Raw genomic sequence first — 18087 nt, 5'->3', positions numbered from 1 at the left:
GATGAATCGGCGCTGACCGCCAGTCGGAACGCCGCCCTCCGAAGAGGGGTTGAAGGGGGCTGACCTTTGGGGGGATCAGGGGAGCAAGCCCCAGGCGCGCAGGAAGTGCCGCGTCATGGCCGCGAACGGCTGGTCGCCGTCGGCGCGGCGGCGGATGCCGGCGAGGACCTTCGCCGCGTTCGGCGACGCCGGGTCCATCTCCTGGAACGCGAGCGCCACCGTGCGCAGCAGGTCGTAGTGATTCCAACGCAGGCGCAACAGCTCCGTGCGGTTGAGGCCGAGCACTTCCTCTGCCGCTTTCGCGGCCGCCTTGGCTTTCGCCGAGCGTCCACGCGGGAGGAGCCAGACTTCGTGCGTCTCCTCGATCGCGTTCCAGGACAGCAGCTTCTCGGGATCGACGAGGTAGGGATCGGGCAGGTGCGGCTGCTCGCCGGCGAAGAAACGCTTCAGCGACGCGTCCGTCGCACTCGCGGGATCGAGGCAGAAGGTCGCCGCGAGCGCCGCCGCCTTCGCCGCGTCGGCCGGCGGCGTGGCAGGCATGCGCGGCGGCTTCAAGCGCGTGCCGGTGACCGGGAAGGCGTTGCCCTTGTAGACCTGGTTGCAGACCTGGCAGCTGAAGGTGTAGTTGTCGACGCAGTACGCGAGCCACCAGTACAGGTCCTTGGGACGGAAATGCTCGACGTCGCCATGCGCGACGACGGCCGTGTCGGCCTCGCAGTACGCGCATTTGCCGGCCGAGTCGAGCTTCAACGCGGTCTTGGCGGTCGACCAGATCTGGCGCGCCTTGGGCTTGAAGTCGACCGTGCCGCCGTCCTCATAGAAGTAGCCCTCGAGCTTGAGCAGCCGCTGCTGCAGCTTTGCGCCGGTGAACGCGCCCAGGGTCGCGGCGTCCCGGCCGCGTCGCAGGCGGATCACTTCGAACGCTCCACCCGCTTCACCGCCGCCCTCAGCTTCTCCGGCGACAGCGCTGGAGTCGGCGCGGCCTTCGTTGTGGGCGTCTTCTTCGCGACCGGCGCCTTCACGACCGACGTCTTCTTGGTCGCCGGCTTCGTGGGCGCAGGCTTCGCCACCGACTTCGCCGCCTGCTTCGCGATCGTCGCCTTGAGTTCCTTCAGCAGCGCGGTCTGCTGCCGCGCGTAATCGGGCACGGCGTCCCACTCGGGCGCGACGCGCAGGACCTCGGCACTGCGCTGCAGCTGCGTGCGTTCGCGCGAGGTCAGCGCCTTGCCTTGCGTCTTCGTCTTCGTGTGCAGCTTGCGCGCGGTGTTGCGCGCGGCTTCCACCGCGACCGAGTCCATCGACTCGAGCCCGAACATCGGACTCATCAGCAACTGGTGCAGCATCATGAGCCGCGGCTCGCCGATGAAGGGCACCAGCGTCGGCCGCTGCTTCGGACCGTCGCGGCGGATGACGAAGAGCTCGCCTTCGCCGCTCTGCTGCGCGGTCAATGCGGAGTGCGTCGTCGCGATGAACTGGAAGTGCGGCAGCAACGCCGACAGGAAGTCCACCAGCTGCCGCCGCCAGACGGGATGCAGGTGCAGGTCGAGTTCGTCGATCAGCAGCACGCCGCGCGTGGCCAGCGGATCCTTGCGATCGGGGAAGGCCTCGGTGATCCGGAAGAGCAGGTCGCCGCACCAGGCCGCCATGTTCTGGTAGCCATCGGACAACTGGTTCAGCGGCACTTCGCCATCGACCGTCTTGAACATCAGCTGGCCGGACGCCTTGTCGATGCGCGAGAAATTCATGCCCCGCATCAACTGGTTGAGCGCCGAGCGGATCGGCGCCAAGGCCGCGTCGCCGCGCCGGTAGTCGAGGTCCATGGCCCAGCGCTGCAGGGACACCAGCGGCGCGTCCGGCGAGAACATCGACGCCAGCGCGCGCGCCCGCGACGAACGCGCCGAGTCGTCCAGCGGGCCGCTCGCGCGCTTGCCGCTGTCGGGCGGGCGGCGCGAGACCCCGTAGCCCAGCACGAAGTAGTTGCGGTCGGCATGGCGGATCGCCGCGTCCAGTGCCTCCAGCGTCTGCGCGTTGCGTTCGAAGATCTCCCGCAGACCGTCGCCGCGATGCAGCTCCAGCGCGATCTCGCGCGGTTCGCCCTTCGCGGTCACGAGCGTGCCGGCGATCCGGCATTGCCGCATGCCGTTGCGGATCCACGTGTCCGTGTCGCCGAGCAGTTCCGGCAAGGCCTCGCTGCCTGCCAGCAGCAGGCCGATCGCGCGCAGCACGGTGCTCTTGCCGCAGCCGTTCTCGCCGAGCAGCAGGGTCCAGCGCCGGTTCGTGCCGGCCGGCGCGTCCGGGCCGGCGCCGAAGTCGATCGCCAGCGACGACATCGAACGCACGTTGGTGAGTGCGATCCGGGACAGGTACATGGGCAGGACTCTCCGGGAGGGAGAGGCACTATAGACCGCGCGTGCCCCGGCGAAGGCAGGCCGAGGCGTGCTGCGTCAGCCCGCCTCGGCCCGTCTGACGCCATCGAGGACGCTCGGTCTCAGCCGCTTCAGCTCGCTTCAGCTCGCTTCAGGCCGCTTCAGGCCGCGCGGGCGAGGGGCCAGCGCCTGCAGGCACGCGCGCAGCGTCTCCAGCTCGACCGGCTTGGCGAGGAAGGCGCTGATGCCCGCCGCGTCGGCCTTCTGGCGCGACTCCTCGAACGCGTCCGCCGAGAACGCGATGATCGGCAGCCGTCCGCGCGGCGCCGGCATCTCGCGCATCAGCCGCGTCGCCTCGAAACCGTCCATCTGCGGCGTGTGCAGGTCCATCAGCACGATGTCGAAGGGCTGCTGCCGAAGCGCGTGCAGCGCCTGCAGGCCGTTCTCGCACAGCGTCGGGACATGGCCGAGCCGCTCCAGCATCGCCTCGATGACGATGCGGTTGGTCGGGTTGTCCTCGCTCACCAGCACGCGCAGCCCGGTCACGGGCGCTGCTGCTGCATCAGCGTTCGCCGCGTGGGGGCCGTGCGAGGCGTCCGCGATGCCCGACAGGCCAGGCAGCCCTGGCACCAGACGTCCCGGCGTCAGGTCCGCGCCCGGGCGCAGCGGCAGCGCGAGCGTGAAGCGCGCGCCCTGGCCGATTGCGCTCTGCACGTGGATGTCGCCGCCCATCGCGCGGGCCAACCGGCGCGAGATCTCCAACCCCAGTCCCGCGCCGCCGTGACGCCGCGAAGTGCTGGCGTCGCCCTGGCTGAAGCGCTGGAACAGCCGTGCCTGCGTCTCCGCGTCGATGCCGGGGCCGGTGTCGCTGACCTCGACCATCAGCAGGTCCTCGCCCAGCGCGCCGACGCCGCGCCGCATCTGGCAGCCGACGTGACCGCGGTCGCAGAACTTCAGCGCATTGCTGAGGAGGTTCAGCAGGATCTGTCTCAGCCGCGTCGGATCGGCCTGCACCCATCCGGGCACGTCGTCGTCGACGCCGAAGTGCAGCGACAGCCCCTTGGCCGCGGCCTGCGGCCGGCTCAGCGCCTCGAGTTCCTTCATCAGTGCGCCCGGCTGCAGCGGCTCCGGCGCGATCGACAGCCCGCCGGCCTCCATGCGCGTCACGTCCAGGATGTCGCCCAGCACCGCCAGCAGATGGCGCGCGCAGTCGTTGGCCGCCTTCAGCTGTTCCTGCTGCGCGGTCGTCAGCGGGGCCTCGCGGATCAGGCCCAGCATGCCGAGCAGCCCCTGCAGCGGCGTGCGCAGCTCGTGGCTCATGTTGGCCAGGAAGACCGTCTTGGCGCGGTTGGCCGCGTCGGCCTCGCGCTGCGCGTCGATGAGCCGCGCGGCCAGCGCCTTCTGCTTGTCGCCGTAGCGCTCCAGGCCGCGGAACTGGCGATAGATGACGGCGGCGAACAGCAGGGCCATGGCTGACAGCGCCGCCGTCAGCCCCAGGCTGATGCGGCTCTGGTTGCGCACGATCTCGTTGCGCTGGGTCACGTCCTCCGCGACATGATGGGTCGAGGTCAGCGACAGGTCGCGGATCGGATCGGCCAGCGGGTCGAGCCGGTCGATGATCTCGGCGATCCGCTCCGGATGCTCGCGGATCAGCGCGCCGTTGAGCGGCAGTGCATCGGCCCAGCGCACGAAGTCCTGCGTGCGCGCCAGCGTGCGCTGGTAGTCGGGATGGTGCGCCAGCACGAGGGCGGCGTGCTCGCTCTCCACCAGGTTCAAGCGGCTGACGAAGATCTCGTAGCGCTGGGCGACCTGGTCGGGATCGACGGCCACGCTCGGGCCAGCGGCCTGTTCGAGCGACAGGCGCAGCTTCAGGTACTCGGTCTCGAACTGGAACAGGCTCCAGACGAGGTAATCGTCCTGGTAGCGGCGCGTGCCGTTGAGTGCCTCGTACTGGCGCGCCTGCAGCCAGGCGACGCACGCCAGCGCCAGCACCAGCAGCAGACCCATGGCGGAGACGGCGATGCGCCAGCGGCGCTGCTTGGCGCTGACCTTCGTGTCGACCTTGGCGCTGTCGGCGCGGGCGGCGTCGCGCGTCATGGTCAGCGCAGCTCCAGGTGGGTGAGCTGCCACGCCGAGCGTCCGTAGAAGATGCTGTTGCGCAGCTCGGGCGCGCGGTCGAACGGATAGATCAGGAACAGCGGGCCCTTGTCGCGCACGGCCATCGGCTTGTCGTCGATCAGCCGCGCGACGATGACGTCGTAACGCGCGCTGTCGTCGACGGGGATGTTCACGCGGTAATCGTTGAGCGCACGCGCCTCGATCGTGCGACCCTGCGCGCCGGCGGCGGCGAGCACGTCGCGCAGCAGCGGGCCGGTGAACTTGCGCGGGCCCGGGTACCAGGGGGTCTGCGTGCTGAAGCTCACCTGCGGCAGCTTCTCGAGCATGGCCATGTCGAAGGCCGCACGGCCGTCGCGGTTCGCGTTGCGCAACGCACCGCCGACGGTCAGGACGACCGGGCCGGCGGGCAGGTCCAGCGCCTGCTCGGCGGGCACGGCCCGCGCCGTCGAGGCGGCGGTGAAGCCCAGGACACAGGTCAACAGCCCCAGCAGGGCGGAACGGCGCGCGATCAGCATGAACGGAGCACGGCCCCGCCGCACATCGACGCAGCCGGATCGGGAGCGGATGCCGTACGGGGCATTGGTGAAAGCCCGCATGCTACGCGTGGCACCCAGGGGGAGCATCCTCGGGACCACCCCTATGACGGGGACCAGTCTGCTTTACGCCACACCACGGCCGCCGCCGTGTCGCGGGATGTGGCTGTCGCTGCGGTGACAAGAGGGGGCGTGAGGCCGATTGAAGATCGGTCCAAACAAAGACAGGAGACAGATCGATGACGCGCGTGGTCACCCCCGTCCCGAGAACGCCGATGTGCAGTACAGCCATTGGCCGGCCCGGCTGCCTCGGCGGCTGGCGATTCCGCGGACCTCGCTGTGGTTCAACCTGGAGGTCGCCGCGAACCGGTATCCGGACAAGGCCGCGACGCAGTTCCTCGGCGCGACGCTCAGCTTCCGCGAGATGCGCCGCCAGGCCGAGGCGCTCGCCGGCTGGCTGCGTGCGCAGGGCGTGGGCAAGGGGGACCGCGTCGCGCTGTTCCTGCAGAACTGCCCGCAGTACCTGATCGCGTTCTATGCGATCAACCGCGCCGACGCGGTCGTGGTGCCCGTCAATCCGATGAACCGGGAGGACGAGTTCGGCCATTACCTGACCGATCCCGAGACCAAGGTCGTGATCTGCAGCGGCGAGCTCTCCGGCATCGTCGCGAGGGCGGCGGAGAAGCTGCCCGCGTCGCAGCGCCCGCGCGCGGTGCTGGTGACGCAGTACTGGCAGATGCTGCCGCCCGCCGGTCCCGATCCGGCCTGCGATGCCCCCGAGGCGATGCGCCATTGGCTGACCGCCGTGCACGAGCTGCCACCGGGGGCGACCGACTGGCGCGAGGCGATCGGCGCCGGTCTGGTGCCGGGGCCGCACACGGCGGGACCGGACGACCTGGCGATGCTGCCCTACACGTCCGGGACCACCGGGCTGCCCAAGGGCTGCGTGCACACGAACGCGACCCTGATGTCCAACAGCTGCGGCGGTTGCCAGTGGGGCTACGCGAGCGCGGAATCGGTCGGGCTGGCGGTGGTGCCGATGTTCCACATCACCGGCACGCTCTACGGCGTGCTGGGTCCGGTGTTCATCGGCATGACGCTGGTGATCATGCCGCGCTGGGACCGCGAGCTCTGCGGACGCCTCATCTCGCGCTACCAGGTCACGCACTGGACCTGCATCCCGACGATGATCATCGACCTCTTCGCAAGCCCGAACTACAAGTCCTTCGACCTGCGCAGCCTGCGCTACCTGAGCGGCGGCGGCGCGGCCATGCCCAAGGCGGTGGCGGAGCGGCTGCAGGCCGAGTTCGGCCTGACCTTCGCCGAAGGCTACGGCCTGACCGAGACCGCCGCGCCCAGCCACGGCAATCCGCCCGAGCGCGCGAAGCTGCAGTGCCTGGGCATCCCGATCTTCGGCGTCGATTCACGCGTCGTGGATCCGACCACGCTGGAGGAAATGCCGGTCGGCGAGGTGGGCGAGATCATCACCCACGGCCCGATGGTGTTCCAGGGCTACTGGCGGCAGCCGGAGGCGACCGACGCGGCCTTCGTCGAGCTCGACGGCAAGCGCTTCTTCCGCACCGGGGACCTCGGTCGCATGGACGAGGAAGGCTACTTCTTCATCACCGACCGGCTCAAGCGGATGATCAACGCGAGCGGCTACAAGGTCTGGCCGTCGGAGGTGGAGATGCTGCTGTACCGCCACCCGGCCGTGCAGGAGGCCTGCATCATCGCGGTCAAGGACGCGTACCGCGGCGAGACAGTGAAGGCGGTCGTCGTGCTGCGCGCCGAGGCCAGGGGCCAGACCACCGACAAGGACATCATCGACTGGGCCCATGAACACATGGCGGCCTACAAGGCGCCGCGCATCGTGGAGTTCGTCGACGCGCTGCCCAAGTCGGGGTCGGGCAAGGTCATGTGGCGGTTGCTGCAGGAGAAGGAAACGACGTAGAGCACTTCGCCGACCACCCTCGGGCAGGGCCGGGGCAGGCGACTCCCGTCGTGCCTCGGGCGCTCAACTCCCTTCGCTCGCCTTCGGCTCGCTTCGGTCAGACAGAACGCGCCTGGTCAGTCTTGACGGCACGACTTCGTCGCCTGCCCCGGCCCTGCCCGAGGGCAGTCAGAACCGCGAACCGGGCTGCTTCAGGAACGCCAACTCCTCTGGCGTGCTGTCGCGGCCAAGAATTTCGTTGCGGTGGGGGAAACGCCCAAAACGCTCGATGACGTCGCGATGCTTGTGCGCGTAGTCGAGCGCATCCTTCAATCGCGGATCTTCGGCAGCCAGCGCCTCGAAGGTCGCCACGCTGCGGTCCTGCATCGCCAGGTCCTCGGCGTGCTCCAGCGGCATCGCGACGAACCAGCGCTCCAGCACGCCGAGGTCCTGCGCGCGCGGCAACAACGCCAGCGACGCCTCCAGGGCGAGCGCGTCGCCGGCGAAGGACGCCGGCGTGTCGCGGTGCACGTTGCGTGTGAACTGGTCCAGCACCAGGATCCGCGCCAGCGCGCCCCAGGCCGTGGAATCCCACTCGCGCAGTCCGCCCTGCAGGGCCTGGTCGATGACCGGCCCGAAGCGCTCGCGCAGTGCCGCGTCGAAGGCGGCGTCCTTCTTGAACCACTTCATCTGCACCTGGCCGTCCTGCGCGCCGCCGGGCAGGCCGAACCATTCGTTGAGCACGCGCTGCGCCGGCGCCGGCGTCAGCAGCCGCTGCCAGCGCGGATGACGCAGCAGCCAGTGCCGCACGTAGCTGCAGCCGGGCACCAGCTGCAGCGGGAACTCCGCCAGCCAACGTGCGGCGGCCTCCACCAGCGCGGCGGCGAGGCCTTGCCCCGTCAACTGCGCCGGCACACCGGTGTGCGTGATGATCAGCTGTTCGCCGTGCCGTTCATAGTCGAGCCGGCATTGCAGTCCGGGTTGCGGCTGCGCAAGGAAGCATCGGGCGTCAGGATGATGCTGGATGACGAAATTCAAGATGCGTCTCCACGAGAGGCCTCCCTGCCGAGCTGTCGCCACAAGTAGGCGAACTCGAGGGCTTGCAACAGCGCCCGCTGCTGGTTGTCCGCAGCGCCGCCGTGGCCGCCCTCGATGTTTTCGTAATAGAAGCAGGCCTGCCCCAACGCAAGCATGCGAGCCGCCATTTTCCTCGCGTGGCCGGGATGCACGCGGTCGTCGCGCGTCGAGGTGGCGAAGAGCGCCCTCGGATACGTGACGCCGGCCTTGAGCTGCTGGTATGGGCTGTACGCGGCGATGTGCGCCCAGTCGTCGGGCTCGTCCGGATCGCCGTACTCGGCCATCCACGAGGCGCCCGCCAGCAGCAGGTGATACCGCTTCATGTCCAGCAGCGGCACCTGGCACACGACCGCGCCGAAGAGCTCCGGCCGCTGCACCATGCAGGCGCCGACCAGCAGCCCGCCGTTGCTGCCCCCCATGATCCCCAGCCGTCCAGGCCGGGTCAGGCCGTGGGCGATCAGATCCTCGGCCACGGCGATGAAGTCGTCGAAGCTGCGCTGCTTGTGCTCGAGCGTCGCCGCCTGGTGCCAGCGCGGGCCGTATTCGCCGCCGCCGCGGATGTTGGCGACGACCAGCTGTCCGCCGCGTGCCAGCCACGCGCGGCCGTTGCCGCCGGAGTACCACGGCTGCAGGGAGACCTCGAAGCCGCCGTAGCCGTAGAGCAGCGTGGGCGTTTCGCGCTGGGCCTGCGCGTCGCGGCCGCGTCTGCCGATGACGAAGTAGGGCACGGTCTCGCCGTCGGCGCTGGTGGCGAAGCGCTGCTCGACCGTCATGCCATGGGCATCGAACTGCGCGCCGCGCTGCTTCAGCGTCTCGCGCGTGTCGACGCCGGCCTGCGCCAGGCACACGACGTCCGGGGTCAGGAAATCGCAGTAGTGCAGCAGGTAGCGGTCGCCGAGCGTGTCCTCGGGCAGTTCCGGGTCATGCAGGCTCTGCACGCTCAGCGTGCCGGGGAAGGGCGCCTTGACCTGGCGCAGCGTCGGCGGCCGGTGCGACAGGTCCCATTCCTCGAGCCGGCTCGCGACGTGCTCGCTGACGTTGATCAGCAGATGGTGGCGCGTCAGCGTGTAGTCCTCGAGCGAGCGTCCCGCCGTCGGCGAGAACATCACCCGGATGTGCTTGTCGTGGCGCTCGTTCTTCCAGAAGGCGGCCTCCTCCATCAGCAGCAGCGAGCCCGACGGATAGGTCGGTCCGTGCGGGATGGCCCAGTCGGTGCGCGGACGCAGCAGCATCCACGGCCCTTCCAGGTGGACGCTCATGTCGCTGGGCAGGTCGATGGGGACGAAGGCGCCGTCCTTCCAGAGGAAGCGCGACTCGTTGTAGAAGTCCAGCGCGCGGCTGAACACGACGCGCTCGAAGCCCGGCGTGCGGTCCACCGAGGCAGAGACGGAGACGTCGGCCTTCTCGCCTTCGAAGATCACCGGCGCCGCGTCCAGCGGCGTGCCGCGCGCCCAGCGGCGGACCTGCCGCGGATAGCCCGATTCGGTGAGCGAGTCCGGCCCGAAGTCGCTGCCGACCAGCAGCGTGTCGGCGTCCAGCCACTCGACGTCGCTCTTGGCCTCGGGCACGAAGAAGCCGCCGTCGGCCGGGGCGATGAATCGCAGGGTCTGCAGGTCGAATTCGCGCAGCTCGTGCGCGTCGGCGCCGCCGTCGGACAGCGACACCAGGCAGCGCCGGTACTCCGGCGCCAGCGAGGTCGCGCCGTGGAAGACCCAGCTGCGGCCCTCGTCGCGGCCCAGCGCGTCCAGGTCCAGCACCAGGCGCCAGGGCGGCTCGGCGAGCTGGTATTCCTCCAGCGTGCAGCGCCGCCACAGCCCGCGCGGATGGGTCTCGTCCTGCCAGAGGTTGTAGAACCAGTCGCCGCGCCGCGCGACATGCGGGATGCGGTCGCGGGCGTTGAGGATCTGCAGCAGTTCCTCGCGCACCGGCTCGAACTCGGGTTCGGCCTTCAAGACGGCGAGGGTGCCCTCGTTGCGCTCGCGCACCCACTGCAGCGCGCGTTCGCCCTCGTCGCCCTCGAGCGCCTCGAGCCACAGGAACGGATCGTCTTCGGCGGCGGTCGAGTCGGTGGTCGCGGAAGGCACGGATTGAGGCACTGCGGTCTCCTGATTCTCAAGGGCGGGCAAACCCGCCCCTACCTTAACCCAGGAGTTACTCCTCGCGGTCCTTCAGCAACTGCGGCGTGATCTCCACCGCGCCCTTGTCGGTGCTGACGTACGCCGTCCCGTCCTGGATGCTGACCTGCCACTGCATGCCGCGTTCGGCCAGCGCGGCCAGCGCCTGGGCCTGTTCCGCCGGGATCTGCCACACCGCCAGCTTGGGCGTGCGCTGCAGCTTGTTCTGGATGCCGGCCCACCAGACCGGCGTGCTGGACGCGTACCCGATGACGGTGACGCGGTCCGCTCTGCCGTGCGCCTGGCGCAGGCGGCGTTCATCGGGCTGGCCCAGCTCGATCCAGTGGACCACCTGGCCGGTCAGGTCGAGCTGCCACAGCGGCGGCTCGTCGACGTCGGACAGGCCCTTGCTGAATTCCAGCTTGCCGTGCAGGTCGTCGGCGGGCACGTTCAGCGCGTAGGCCAGGATGCGCAGCATCATCCGCTCGTCGGTCTCCGACGGATGGCGGGCGACGGTCAGGGAGTGCTCGCCGTAGACATGGCGGTCCATGTCGGAGAGTTGCAGCTGGGCTTTGTGGATGGTGGCCTTGAGCGCCATGGTGGGGTGCCGCCTGGAGGGCGTCGTGTTCGGGGTGGTCGGGGGTGGACGGCCCGCCGTGCGGGCTGCACGCGGACCGGAAACGATCTGAAGCGGCGCATTATCCGGGTCGTGGCATCATGCCGACCCGCAGAGCGGACCGGTCGCGAGCCGGACGGTCCGTACCGACGAGACAGCGCCCATCCGGCGCAATGACTTGAGAGACGACATGAACACTCTTCGCACCTCCCTCGCCGTCGCGGCACTGCTGGCCTGCGGTCTGGCCTCCGCCCAGACCAGCGCGCCGGCCAAGCCCGCCGCCAAGCCTGCCACGTCGACGCCCGCCGCCGCCCCCGTCACCAAGGGCGGCAAGGGCAAGCTGATGACGCGCGACGAGCTGCGCACCTGCATGGCCGCCAACCAGAAGAACGAAGAGACCGCCGCCGAGCTCGACAAGCAGAAGGCCGTGGTCCTGAAGGAGCGCGATGACCTGAAGGCGTCCAAGGCGGAATCCGACAAGTTCGAGGCCGACATGCAGGCACAGGGCACGGCCCTGAAGGCCGAGATCGACGGCGTGAAGGCCTTCGGCGCCGAGATCGAAGCCGGCGCCTCCAAGATGGAGAAGGCCGAGCTCAAGGCCAAGCAGGAGGAATACCAGGCCCGCGCCAATGCCCTGCAACCGAAGATCGACGCCTTCAACAAGGCGCGCAACGACCGCGTCGAGGTCAACAAGGCCTTCAACGTCCGCGTGGACGCGCACCAGAAGGTGGCCGACGACTTCAACGAGGCCGTCGAGGACCTGAACGACAAGCGCAACGACTGGAAGTTCAAGTGCGCCAGCCGCTCGTACGACGAGGCCGACGAGATCGCGATCAAGAAGGAACAGAACAAGAAGTGACGAGGAAGGGGCAGACCCGATGAGCACCCAGAAGCTGTCCAACCCGCTGCTGTCCGCCTGGACCGGCGCCTACGGGCTGCCCCCGTTCGACGCGATCCGCGCCGAACACGTCGAACCCGCCTTCGACGCCGCGCTCGCCGCGCATCGCGCCGAGCTCGATGCGATCACCGCGAATCCGGCCGCGCCGGACTTCGACAACACGCTGGCCGCGCTCGATCGCGCCGGCCGCGCGCTGACGGCGCTGGAGCATCTGTTCTCCACGCTGAGCGCCTCGGCCAGCTCGCCCGAGCTGCAGGCCGTGCAGCGCCGCATGGCCGCGCCGCTGGCGGCGCACACCAACGCGATCTACCTGAACGCTGCGCTGTTCGAGCGCGTCGAGCGGCTGCATGAGCAGCGAGCGTCGCTGGGCCTGCCGCCCGAGTCGCTGCGGCTGCTCGAGCGCGTGCACCTGGACTTCGTCCGCGCCGGCGCCCGGCTGCAGGGCGAGGCCCGCGCGCGCTACGCCGCCAACATGGAGCGTCAGGCCGAGCTCAACACCCGCTTCGCGCAGAACGTGCTCGCGGACGAAAGCAGCTACCAGCTCGTGCTGCGTGGCGAGGCGGAACTGGCCGGCCTGCCGGACTTCGTCCGCGCCGCCGCGCGCCAGGCCGCGCTGGACCGGGGACAGGCGGAGGAGGGCGTGCACGTCGTGACGCTGTCGCGCTCGCTGATCGTGCCCTTCCTGACCTTCAGCGAACGCCGCGACCTGCGCGAGCAGGCGTGGCGGGCATGGGTCGGCCGCGGCGAGATCGCCGGCGAGACCGACAACCGCGACCTGGTGCGCGAGCTCCTCGCCTTGCGTCATGAGCAGGCTGCGCTGCACGGCCATCGCAGCTTCGCCGACTACGCGCTGGCCGACACGATGGCCGGTCGCCAGTCGGCGGTGCAGGGCCTGCTGGACCAGGTCTGGGAGCCGGCCAAGACCGCAGCCGCGCGTGAGCGCGCGATGCTCGACGAGGTGCGCACCCAGCTCGGCCACGACCTGACGATCGAGGCCTGGGACTGGCGCTGGTACGCGGAGAAGGTCCGCCAGCAGCGCTTCCAGCTCGACGAGGCCGAGGTCAAGCCCTACTTCCCGCTGGAGGCGATGGTGCAGGCGATGTTCGACTGCGCCTCGCGCCTCTACGGTCTGCGTTTCGTCGCGCAGCCGCAGGTCGCCGGCTACCACCCGGACGTGAAGGTCTACGAGGTGCAGCGCCCGGACGGCTCGCTGCGCGGGATCTTCGTCCAGGACAACTTCGCGCGTCCGACCAAGCGCAGCGGCGCCTGGATGAACGCGCTGCGCTGGCAGGCGCGCAACGGCATCGACGCGCTGCCGATCATCCTGAACAACAACAACTTCGCGAAGGGCGCGCCGGGTGAACCCACGCTGCTGTCCTTCGACGACGTGCGCACGCTGTTCCACGAGTTCGGCCATGGCCTGCACGGGCTGCTCTCGGACGTCGAGTTCGAGCGCCTGTCCGGCACCCAGGTGCTGCGCGACTTCGTCGAACTGCCGTCACAGCTGATGGAGCACTGGATGGCCGAGCCGGCCGTGCTCAAGCGGCACGCGCGTCACTACAAGACCGGCGAGCCGCTGCCCGATGCGCTGCTCGACCGCCTCAAGGCGGCCGCGACCTTCAACCAGGGCTACGAGACGGTGCGCTACTGCGCGTCGGCGCTGGTGGACCTGGCACTGCACGCGCAGGAGCAGGCCGACGTGCCGGATCCGGTCGCGTTCGAACGCGAGACGCTGGAGCGCCTGGGCCTGCCGCCGGCGATCGGGTTGAACCACCGGCTGACGCATTTCCAGCATCTGTTCTCGGGCAGCTATTACGCGTCGGGCTACTACGTCTACCTGTGGGCGGAGGTGCTCGACTGCGACGCCTTCGAGGCCTTCGTCGAAGCCGGCGATCCGTTCGATGCGAAGACGGCGCAATCGCTGCTGGCCAACATCCTGTCGGTCGGCAACAGCCGGGAGCCGGGCGCGACCTACCGGGCCTTCCGCGGCCGCGATGCGAGCGTGGTGCCGATGCTGAAGGGGCGAGGGCTCATCCCCGCCTGAACGTCGTCGCTCCGTCCGACGAGGGGCCCCGCAAGGCCCCTAGTTCTTGGGGTAAACCCTGTCGAGGGATGTCATTCATCGCGTCCAGCCGCAGTTCATCGCCGGCTGGCACGGGTTGGTCGCAGCCGGCTTCCGTTCGGGGTTAACCCTTGGAATCATCCGTCCCGTGCCGCAAGAACAACCCGCGGCCCCCGGAGAACGAGATGAACACCATTCGCTGCTACGACCGATTCACGAACGTCAAGCGCGTCGCCGCGCTGATCGGTGTCGCGACCGGCATCGCCGCCGGCCTGCTGCTGGCGCTGCCCAGCCGGGCCGAAGCGCCGCAGCGCCTGCCCACGGTGGTCATCAACGGCAAGTCGACCCAGACGCTGGCGGCGTTGCGCGCCGCCGGCGATGTGCAGACGCTGCCGACCGTCGTCGTCTCCGCCCGCCGCGCGGATCGTCCGCTGGACGGCGAACAGGTGGCCGCGCGATGAGCGAGCACGACGCCCTCTCCGGCATCCGGTTGTCCTGGCCGGCCCCGCTCCAAGGTCTGATGCAGCAAGGCTTGGCGGCGGCGGGCGCAGAGCGCGCCACCGCTTCAGCCTCGCGTCAGCCGATTTCCACCGTGCTCCCTATGATGGGGGGATGGACTCTGCCCACGCCGCCCTCGATCCCGTCGCTGCCGACGTGACCCCCTCGCCCGAGGTCGTCCCGCTCGCGGCGGCGACGCCCTCCAAGCTCCGGTTCGCCGCCGTGACCGGTGCCGGCTCCGGCATCGGCCGCGCCGCCGCGCAGGCGCTGATGCAGGCCGGCTGGCAGGTCGCGCTGCTCGGCCGCCGGGACGAGATGCTGCGTGAGACGGCCGCCTTCGCGCCCGAACGCGCGCTGGTGCTGCCCACCGACGTCGCCGACGAGGCGCAGGTCGCCGCCGCCTTCGACGCGATCGAGCGCCGCTGGGGCCGGCTCGATTTCCTCTTCAACAACGCCGGTCGCGGCGCGCCCGCGTCGGACATCGACGAGCTCAGCATCGAGACCTGGCGCGCCGTCGTGGACATCAACCTGACCGGCAGCTTCCTGTGCGCCCGCGCGGCGTTCGGACTGATGAAGCGGCAGACGCCGCGCGGCGGGCGCATCGTCAACAACGGCTCGATCTCGGCGCATGCGCCGCGGCCCGGTTCGATCGCCTACACCTCGACCAAGCACGCCATCACCGGCCTGACCAAGACGCTGGCGCTGGACGGCCGCAAGCACGACATCGCCGCCGGCCAGCTCGACATCGGCAACGCCGAGACCGACCTGACCGAACGCTTCGTGCACGGCGTACCGCAGGCGCACGGCGGCACGATGGTCGAACCCCGGATGGACGTGGCGCACGCCGCCAGCGCGCTGCTCTACATGGCGGAATTGCCGCTGTCGGCCAACGTGCCTTTCCTGACGGTCATGGCGACCAAGATGCCCTACATTGGACGAGGCTGAACCCCGGGGTTGATCGCCCGTGCCCTTGAAACCGCGCGATCGCCCCGATCTGAAGGACCGATGAACGCTCTCTCCACGCTTCTCTCGATCGCTGCCCGCCTGGTGCTGGCGGTGGCCTCCATCGTGCTGTTCCTGGTCGTGCTGGCGGCTGGGCTGGTGATCTTCGGCGTCGTGCTGCTGTGGAGTTTGATCCGCGGCCGCAAGCCGACGCTGCACACGGCCACCTTCCGCCGCGCGGCGGAGTTCCGCTCGCAGGCGTTCCGGCCTGGCGGGATGAACGGCATGAACGGCAGCCGTGTGCCGCAAGGTGAAGTGATCGACGCTGAGGTGCGCGAAGTCCCCAACGCCGATCCGCGCCTGGAACGCTGACTGCGTGAGGCCGCTGGCCCTCACCCCTCCCTCTCCCGCAAGCGGGCGAGGGCGACCGACCGAGCGGTGTTCTCGCTCGTTTTTCGACTTGCGGGAAGGCCGGCAATACGCTCACTCCCTCTCCCTCTCCCTCTCCCTCTCCCTCTCCCGCTTGCGGGAGCGCAACCGTGTCAAACGAATGCAACGGTAGACATTGCTCCCTCTCCCGCGTGCGGGAGAGGGCAGGGGTGAGGGCCAGTGGCCGTCGCACCGCTCAGTACTTCGGCGGGGCGCTGAGCTCGTCCCAGAGCTCGTCGTAGATGCGGTAGCGCGACGGGCTGATCTTGCCCGCCTCGACGGCGACCAGCACCGCGCAGCCGGGCTCGTGCCGGTGGCTGCAGTTGTGGAAGCGGCACTCGCCCAGATACGGCTGGAAATCGGGCATGTAGCTCGCCAGTTCCGGCGCGGCGATCTGCCGCAGGCCGAATTCCTGGAAGCCCGGCGAGTCGATCAACGCATCCTGGCGCTCCGCGTCCATCCAGTACCACTGCGTCGTGGTCGTGGTGTGGCGCCCTGAGTTCAAGGCCACCGAGATCTCGCCCACCTGCGCCTTCGCATCCGGCACCAGCAGGTTGATCAGGGTGCTCTTGCCGGTGCCGCTGGGGCCCAGCACCAGCGTGGCCTGTCCATGCAGCATCGGGCGCAGCGTGTCGCTCGCTTCGTCCGGACGGCCCTTGAAGCTCAGCTCCAGCACGTTCTGGCCCATCGCCTTGTACGGCGCGAGGCGCTCGCGCGCCGCGTCCGCGCCGGGCAGGTCGGTCTTGTTCAGCACGATGTCGGCGGTGATGCCGGCGCTGCGCGCCGCGATCAGCGCGCGCGTGAGCTGCGACTCCGAGAACTGTGGATCCACCGCCACCAGGATCAGCAGCCGGTCCAGGTTGGCGGCGAAGCTCTTGGTCTTCCACTCGTCCTGGCGGAACAGCAGGTTGCGGCGCGGCTCGACCTTCTCGATCACGCCCTCGTGATCGCTGCTGCGCAGCCAGCGCACGCGGTCGCCGACGACGCAATCGCTCTTCTTGCCGCGGGTCAGGCAGTGGATGCGCTGGCCGTCGCTGTCCTCGATGACGTAGTGGCGGCCGTGTCCCCGCACCACCAGACCGGTCTGGATGTCCTTGCTCATGCCGCGTGTCCCGCGGTCGGAGGCACCGCCCGCGCGGGCGACGCCGTCACCAGCGACGCGATCGCCGCCAGCCGCTCGCTGGCCGGCGGATGCGAATAGTAGAAGCGCGCGTACACCGGGTCCGGCGTCAGCGTGCCGGCGTTGTCCTCATGCAGCTTCAACAGCGCGCTGGACAGGTCGTCGCCGCTGGCCTGCGCGCAGGCGTAGGCGTCGGCCTCGAACTCGTGCCGGCGCGACCACAGCGAGGTCAGCGGCGTCAGGAAGAAGGTGAGCGGCGGCAGCGCCAGCATGATCAGCAGCAGGGCCAGCGCGTCGTTGGGGGCGTCCAGGCTGGGACGCACGCCCAGGCCGAGGTAGAAGCCCGCCTGCGCGCTGAGCCAGCCCAGCAGCGCGAAGCCCGCCAGGCTGAGCGCGAACATCAGCACCATGCGCTGCAGCACATGGCGGCGCTTGAAGTGACCCAGCTCGTGCGCGAGCACGGCCTCGACCTCGGGCGGATCCAGGCGTTCCAGCAGCGTGTCGAAGAAGACCACGCGCTTGGCCGCGCCCAGGCCGGTGAAGTAGGCGTTGCCGTGCGCCGAGCGCCGGCTGCCGTCCATCACGAACAGGCCCTTGGCCGCGAAGCCGCAACGCTGCATCAGCGTCTGGACGCGCTCGCGCAGCACGGTGTCCTCCAGCGGCTTGAACTTGTTGAACAGCGGGGCGATGACGGTGGGATAGATCACCAGCATCAGCAGGGTGAAGCCCATCCACGCGCCCCAGGCCCACAGCCACCAGAGGCCGCCGGCCTGGGCCATCAGCCACAGGATCAGCGCCGCGATCGGCAGGCCCAGCAGCGCGCCGACCGCCATCCCCTTGACGCCGTCGACGATGAACAGCTTCAGCGTCGTCCGGTTGAAGCCGAAGCGCTCCTCGAGCCGGAAGATGTTGTAGATCGACCAGGGCAGGTCCAGCACGCCGGACAGCACCGAGAACGCGGTCAGCAGCCCGAGCTGGTAGCCCATGTCGCCGAGCACCGGACGCCACGACAACGCCCACTGGTTGAGCAGGTCCAGCCCGCCCAGCAGCGTCCAGCCGATCAGCAGCGCGGTGTCCCAGGCCAGGTGCAGCGTGCCGAAGCGGCCGCGGGCGACGGTGTAGTCCGCTGCCTTCTGGTGCGCCGACAGCGGCACCGTGCCGACGAAGGCGGTCGGCACCGCGCCGCGATGCCGCGCCACATGCCGCATCTGGCGCGAGGACAGCCACAGCTTGACCAGGAAGGACAGCATGACGGCGGCGACGAAGGCCGCGGTCAGCACCAGCGGGGAATGGCTCAGCGCCGAAGGCGCCGGAGCGGCGGCGAGCGCCGCGGGAGAGATCTGCATGGACGAGAGTGTAGAGGGCCCCGACTCGGCGACAATCG

15 protein-coding genes are annotated in these 18087 nt (G+C 69.7%); 6 read left to right on the top strand and 9 right to left on the bottom strand.

Going from position 1 to position 18087, the window contains the following annotated elements; all coding sequences use genetic code 11:
• Positions 1–75 precede the first annotated feature (75 nt).
• From ACQ859_RS22490 to ACQ859_RS22475, 4 genes are all read right to left on the bottom strand, one after another.
• Entirely contained in the window at positions 76–915 is an 840-nt protein-coding gene (locus ACQ859_RS22490; protein ID WP_431262842.1) for a hypothetical protein, read from the bottom strand.
• Positions 912–2369: an AAA family ATPase gene (locus ACQ859_RS22485; protein ID WP_431262841.1), complete on the bottom strand. Its 1458-nt coding sequence runs from the start codon at positions 2367–2369 to the stop codon at positions 912–914. Before ACQ859_RS22485 ends, ACQ859_RS22490 begins: the two co-directional genes overlap by 4 nt.
• A 138-nt stretch (positions 2370–2507) precedes the next feature.
• On the bottom strand, positions 2508–4463 hold the full coding sequence (locus ACQ859_RS22480) for an ATP-binding protein (protein ID WP_431262840.1): 1956 nt from the start codon (positions 4461–4463) through the stop codon (positions 2508–2510).
• 2 nt (positions 4464–4465) lie between these two features.
• Positions 4466–4999 (bottom strand): hypothetical protein, encoded by a 534-nt coding sequence (locus tag ACQ859_RS22475; RefSeq protein ID WP_431262839.1) that lies wholly within the window; start codon positions 4997–4999, stop codon positions 4466–4468.
• A gap of 295 nt (positions 5000–5294) precedes the next feature.
• Between ACQ859_RS22475 and ACQ859_RS22470 the strand changes: the two genes are divergently transcribed.
• The gene (locus ACQ859_RS22470; protein WP_431262838.1) at positions 5295–6968 is read left to right on the top strand and encodes a long-chain fatty acid--CoA ligase; all 1674 of its coding nucleotides are present in this window, start codon (positions 5295–5297) and stop codon (positions 6966–6968) included.
• A 168-nt stretch (positions 6969–7136) separates the two neighbouring features.
• On the opposite strand, the gene ACQ859_RS22465 is transcribed toward ACQ859_RS22470, so the two are convergent.
• The 3 genes from ACQ859_RS22465 to ACQ859_RS22455 are packed head-to-tail and all read right to left on the bottom strand — an operon-like array spanning position 7137 to position 10736.
• Positions 7137–7985, bottom strand: a complete 849-nt coding sequence (locus tag ACQ859_RS22465) for a DUF924 family protein (protein ID WP_431262837.1) — start codon at positions 7983–7985, stop codon at positions 7137–7139.
• The gene (locus tag ACQ859_RS22460) at positions 7982–10120 is read right to left on the bottom strand and encodes a prolyl oligopeptidase family serine peptidase (RefSeq protein WP_431262836.1); all 2139 of its coding nucleotides are present in this window, start codon (positions 10118–10120) and stop codon (positions 7982–7984) included. Before ACQ859_RS22460 ends, ACQ859_RS22465 begins: the two co-directional genes overlap by 4 nt.
• A 55-nt stretch (positions 10121–10175) precedes the next feature.
• On the bottom strand, positions 10176–10736 hold the full coding sequence (locus ACQ859_RS22455) for a YaeQ family protein (RefSeq protein WP_431262835.1): 561 nt from the start codon (positions 10734–10736) through the stop codon (positions 10176–10178).
• A gap of 208 nt (positions 10737–10944) precedes the next feature.
• On the opposite strand from ACQ859_RS22455, the gene ACQ859_RS22450 reads away from it, so the two are divergent.
• From ACQ859_RS22450 to ACQ859_RS22430, 5 genes are all read left to right on the top strand, one after another.
• Positions 10945–11613 carry a hypothetical protein gene (locus ACQ859_RS22450; protein WP_431262834.1) on the top strand — a complete coding sequence of 223 codons (669 nt, stop codon included), beginning with the start codon at positions 10945–10947 and terminating at the stop codon, positions 11611–11613.
• Positions 11614–11632: 19 nt separating this feature from the next.
• A complete protein-coding gene (locus tag ACQ859_RS22445; protein ID WP_431262833.1) occupies positions 11633–13696 on the top strand; it encodes a M3 family metallopeptidase in 2064 nt (687 codons plus the stop codon).
• A 203-nt stretch (positions 13697–13899) separates the two neighbouring features.
• On the top strand, positions 13900–14175 hold the full coding sequence (locus tag ACQ859_RS22440) for a hypothetical protein (RefSeq protein ID WP_431262832.1): 276 nt from the start codon (positions 13900–13902) through the stop codon (positions 14173–14175).
• 151 nt (positions 14176–14326) lie between these two features.
• Entirely contained in the window at positions 14327–15157 is an 831-nt protein-coding gene (locus tag ACQ859_RS22435; protein ID WP_431262831.1) for an SDR family oxidoreductase, read from the top strand.
• A 60-nt stretch (positions 15158–15217) separates the two neighbouring features.
• Positions 15218–15526 carry a hypothetical protein gene (locus ACQ859_RS22430; protein WP_431262830.1) on the top strand — a complete coding sequence of 103 codons (309 nt, stop codon included), beginning with the start codon at positions 15218–15220 and terminating at the stop codon, positions 15524–15526.
• A gap of 253 nt (positions 15527–15779) precedes the next feature.
• On the opposite strand, the gene rsgA is transcribed toward ACQ859_RS22430, so the two are convergent.
• Both rsgA and ACQ859_RS22420 read right to left on the bottom strand, forming a co-directional pair.
• Positions 15780–16685: a ribosome small subunit-dependent GTPase A gene (rsgA, locus tag ACQ859_RS22425; protein WP_431262829.1), complete on the bottom strand. Its 906-nt coding sequence runs from the start codon at positions 16683–16685 to the stop codon at positions 15780–15782.
• Positions 16682–18049 carry a M48 family metallopeptidase gene (locus ACQ859_RS22420; RefSeq protein ID WP_431262828.1) on the bottom strand — a complete coding sequence of 456 codons (1368 nt, stop codon included), beginning with the start codon at positions 18047–18049 and terminating at the stop codon, positions 16682–16684. Before ACQ859_RS22420 ends, rsgA begins: the two co-directional genes overlap by 4 nt.
• Positions 18050–18087: the final 38 nt, after the last annotated feature.

It is taken from the genome of Roseateles chitinivorans, from assembly GCF_050632235.1.
Classification (GTDB): domain Bacteria; phylum Pseudomonadota; class Gammaproteobacteria; order Burkholderiales; family Burkholderiaceae_C; genus Roseateles; species Roseateles chitinivorans_A.
This window is presented reverse-complemented; position numbering and strand designations above follow the sequence as displayed.